The sequence below is a fragment of the Kitasatospora sp. NPDC091257 genome, from assembly GCF_044757675.1.
Classification (GTDB): Bacteria; Actinomycetota; Actinomycetes; order Streptomycetales; family Streptomycetaceae; genus Kitasatospora; species Kitasatospora lactacystinica.
In genome coordinates this window covers 1-3,478 of sequence record NZ_JBIVVI010000989.1, presented here as the reverse complement: position 1 = coordinate 3,478, position 3,478 = coordinate 1, and the positions used below count along the sequence as shown (strand labels likewise).

Here is a 3,478-nt window from a genome sequence, read left to right as displayed (position 1 = left end):
CAGGAGGGCGAACCCCCTCAAGAAGCTGCGCGGCTGGCCGCTCACCTTCTTCCTGGCCGGCATCACCGGGCTGTCGATCGCCCCCTTCTACTGGCTGGTGGTCTCCGCCACCCGCAAGGACACCGAGGTCTTCGACTGGCCGCCCAAGCTGCTGCCCGGCGGGAGCCTCGGCGAGAACCTGAGCCACCTGCAGCAGAAGATCGGCCTGCTCCGGGTGATCGGGAACTCCGTGCTGGTGGCGGGGGTCCAGACGCTGGGCGCCCTCGTCGTGGCGCTGCTCGCGGGCTACGCCTTCGCCAAGTTCCGCTTCCGCGGCCGCACCCTGCTGTTCGCACTGCTGCTGTCCACCCTCGTGGTGCCCGAACAGGTCACGCTGGTACCGCTGTTCAAGATGATGACGAACTTCGGCCTGCTGGACACCTACCAGGCGCTGATCCTGCCCGGCCTGTGCGTGCCGTTCGCCATCTTCCTGATGCGGCAGTCGCTGAGCAGCCTGCCGGACGAACTCCTGGACGCCGCCCGGGTCGACGGCGCGGGCGAGATCCGGGTGCTGTTCAGCGTGGTGGTGCCGGTCATGAGGCCGGTGCTGGCGGCGCTGTCGATCTTCCTCTTCCTGGGGTCCTGGAACCAGTTCGTCTGGCCGCTGATCGCCCTGCGCAGCCCCGAGATGCACACCCTGCCGGTCGCCCTGGCGACGCTGCACGGCAACAAGTCCAACACCGACTACGGCGCGATCCTCTCCGGCACCGCGCTGTCCACCCTGCCGATGATGGTCCTCTTCCTGGTCCTCCAGCGGCAGTTCATCTCCGGCCTGCTGGCCGGCGCCACGAAGGGCTGACCATGACCGAGAGCACGATCGAGAGCACGGCCGGGAGCACGGCCGGGAGCACGGGCGGGACGACGGCCGGCACCGAGGACGTCTGGGAGCCGCACGCCCCCACCGCCGCCGGCGGCCTGCGCCGGCTGTACGTCGACGGGCTGGACCTGCGGGTGAGCGGCACCGGCACGGCCCGGGGCATCGCCGACGGGGTGGTGGAGGTGACCGCCGAGGGCGCGGGCGAGGTGCGGATCGAGTGGCGCGTGCCCTGCGTGGACGCCACCGCCCTGTGGACCCCCGAGCCGCGCGGCACCGGCTGGCTGCCCGCCGCCTGGAGTGCCCCGCGCCGCACCTCGCTGGCCAACGGCGCGCCGATCGCCGCGCTGGTCGGTACCGGCGACGTCGCCCTGTGCGCCTTCGCCGCCGGGCGTCCGGACGTGCTGGCCGGGGCCGGCGTGGTCGAGGAGACCGGCGAGTTCCGGTTCTGGGCCCAGGCCACCGACCGGCTCACCGTCCGGATCGACACCTCCCGCCGGCACTTCGGGCGCGCCCTGGCCGACCTCGCCGCCTGGTGGGGCGAGGGCCGCACGGCCGACATCCCGGAGGCCGCCCGCCGCCCCGCGTACTCCACCTGGTACTCGATGCACCAGGACATCACCCCCAAGGGCGTCGAGACCCAGGCCGCGCTCGGCAAGGAGCTGGGCCTGGACGTGATCATCGTGGACGACGGCTGGATGACCGCCGACCGCACCCGCGGCTACGGCCACTGCGGCGACTGGGAGCCGGTCTCGCTGCCCGACACCGCCGCCCACGTGCGGCGGGTGCACGACCTCGGCGTGCGCTACATGCTCTGGTACGCGCTGCCGTTCATCGGCAAGGACAGCGCCGCGTACCGGGAGATCGGCCACCTCGCGCTGGCCGACGCCGCCCACATGGGCGCGATCGTCGCCGACCCGCGCCACCCCGAGGTCCGGGCCTTCCTCACCGACCGGCTCGCCCGGGCCGTCGAGGAGTGGGGCATGGACGGCCTCAAGGTGGACTTCGTCGACTGGTTCGCCCGTGCCGACGCCCCGCCGGCCCGCCCCGGCGCGGACTGCGAGTCCGTCGACGAGGGCGTGGAGCGGCTGCTCGCCGGGATCCGCGGGCGGATCACCGCCGCCGATCCGGAGGCGATGATCGAGCACCGCCAGCCGTACGTCAGCCCCGGCCTGTGGCCGTACGCGACCATGATCCGCGCCACCGACTGCCCGCTCAGCCCGCAGGAGAATCGGCAGCGGACCGTCGACGTGCGGCTCGCGGCCGGGCCGGTCCCCGTCCACGCCGACATGCTGATGTGGCACCAGGGCGAGCCGCCGGAGCAGGTCGCCTGCCACCTGATCAACGTGCTGTTCTCGGTGCCGCAGGTCTCCGTCGACCTCGCCGCGCAGAGCGAGGGCCAGCGCGAGGCCATCGCCTTCTGGCTCGGCGTCTTCCGCGAGCACACCGCCACCCTCCAGCTCGGCGAACTGCTCCCGGCCCGCCCGGACCTCGGCTACCCGATGGTCACCGCGCGCGGCGCCGACACCGTCGCGGTGGCCCGCTACGCCGCGCTGCCGGTGGACGTCTCCGGTGAGGACTGGCACACCCTGCTGGTCGCCAACGCCGACGCCGACCCGGACGTCCGGCTCACCGGCGGCCGCGGGCAGGTGGCGGTGACGGTGCAGGACGCCCGGGGGCGTATCGTCCGGCAGGGCGAGGTCGAGCTGGACCGGGCGGACGCGATCGTGGTGCCGCGCGGCGGACTGCTGACCCTGCGCCGGGCCTGACCCTGCGCCGGGCCTGACTCCGCGCCGGGCCCGACTCCGCGCCGGGCCCGACTCCGCGCCGGGCCCGACCCGCTCGGGGCGGCGGACCGGTGCCGGCCCCCGTCGTCCCGAGCCCCGACCATCCCTGGAGGACCGCATGCCCGAGGGACCGCACCGCCCGCGCCGTGGCGCCGCCACGATCGAGGAGGTCGCCCGGGCGGCCGGGGTCTCCCGGCAGACCGTCTCCAACACGCTGAACGCGCCGCAGCGGGTCCGCCCGGAGACCCTGGAGCGGGTGAACGCGGCGATCCGCGAACTCGGCTACCAGCCCGACCAGTCGGCCCGCTCGCTGCGCAGCGGCGCCCGCCGCACCATCGGCTACCTCGCCCCGGTGGACGACCCGCTCGACCCGAACCCGCTGATGGCCGGCTTCCTGGAGGCTCTGGTCGACGCGGCCGGGGCGGCCGGGCAGCGGGTGCTGCTGTTCCGGCCGGGGCAGGGCACGGCCGACCCGGCGGCGTCGATCGACGAGCTGGTGGCGGCCCGTCAGGTGGACGGACTGGTGCTGGCCGACGTGCTGCACGAGGACGTCCGGATCGCCCATGCGGCCCGGCTGGGCGTCCCGTTCGTCAGCTTCGGACGGACCGGGCCCGGGCAGCCGCAGCACTGGGTGGACATCGGCAACGAGGCGGCGATGGCCGAGGTGGTGCGGCACCTCGCGGCGCTCGGCCACCGCCGGATCGGCTACCTCGGGGCCGCCGAGGAGCTGCCCTGGATGGCGGCGCGGCGGGCCGGGTTCCTGGCCGAGGCCGACCGGCTCGGCCTGTCCGCGGTGGCGAGGGACGCGGCGGGGGCGGGGGCGGGGGCCGGTGACGGG

The 3,478-nt window shown here is 74.8% G+C and carries 3 protein-coding genes; all 3 read left to right on the top strand.

Annotation, left to right across the window (positions count from 1 at the left end; genetic code table 11):
• Positions 1-25 precede the first annotated feature (25 nt).
• On the top strand, positions 26-838 hold the full coding sequence (locus ACIQOV_RS33215) for a carbohydrate ABC transporter permease (protein WP_401054458.1): 813 nt from the start codon (positions 26-28) through the stop codon (positions 836-838).
• Positions 839-840: 2 nt separating this feature from the next.
• Positions 841-2,622, top strand: a complete 1,782-nt coding sequence (locus ACIQOV_RS33210) for a glycoside hydrolase family 36 protein (protein ID WP_401054456.1) — start codon at positions 841-843, stop codon at positions 2,620-2,622.
• A gap of 136 nt (positions 2,623-2,758) precedes the next feature.
• On the top strand, positions 2,759-3,478 hold a 720-nt coding region (locus tag ACIQOV_RS33205), incomplete at its 3' end, for a LacI family DNA-binding transcriptional regulator (RefSeq protein ID WP_401054454.1).

Excerpts from the sequence above, each read along its gene's own strand:
- ACIQOV_RS33210 (WP_401054456.1), top strand. The coding sequence starts at position 841 with ATGACCGAGAGCACGATCGAGAGCACGGCCGGGAGCACGGCCGGGAGC.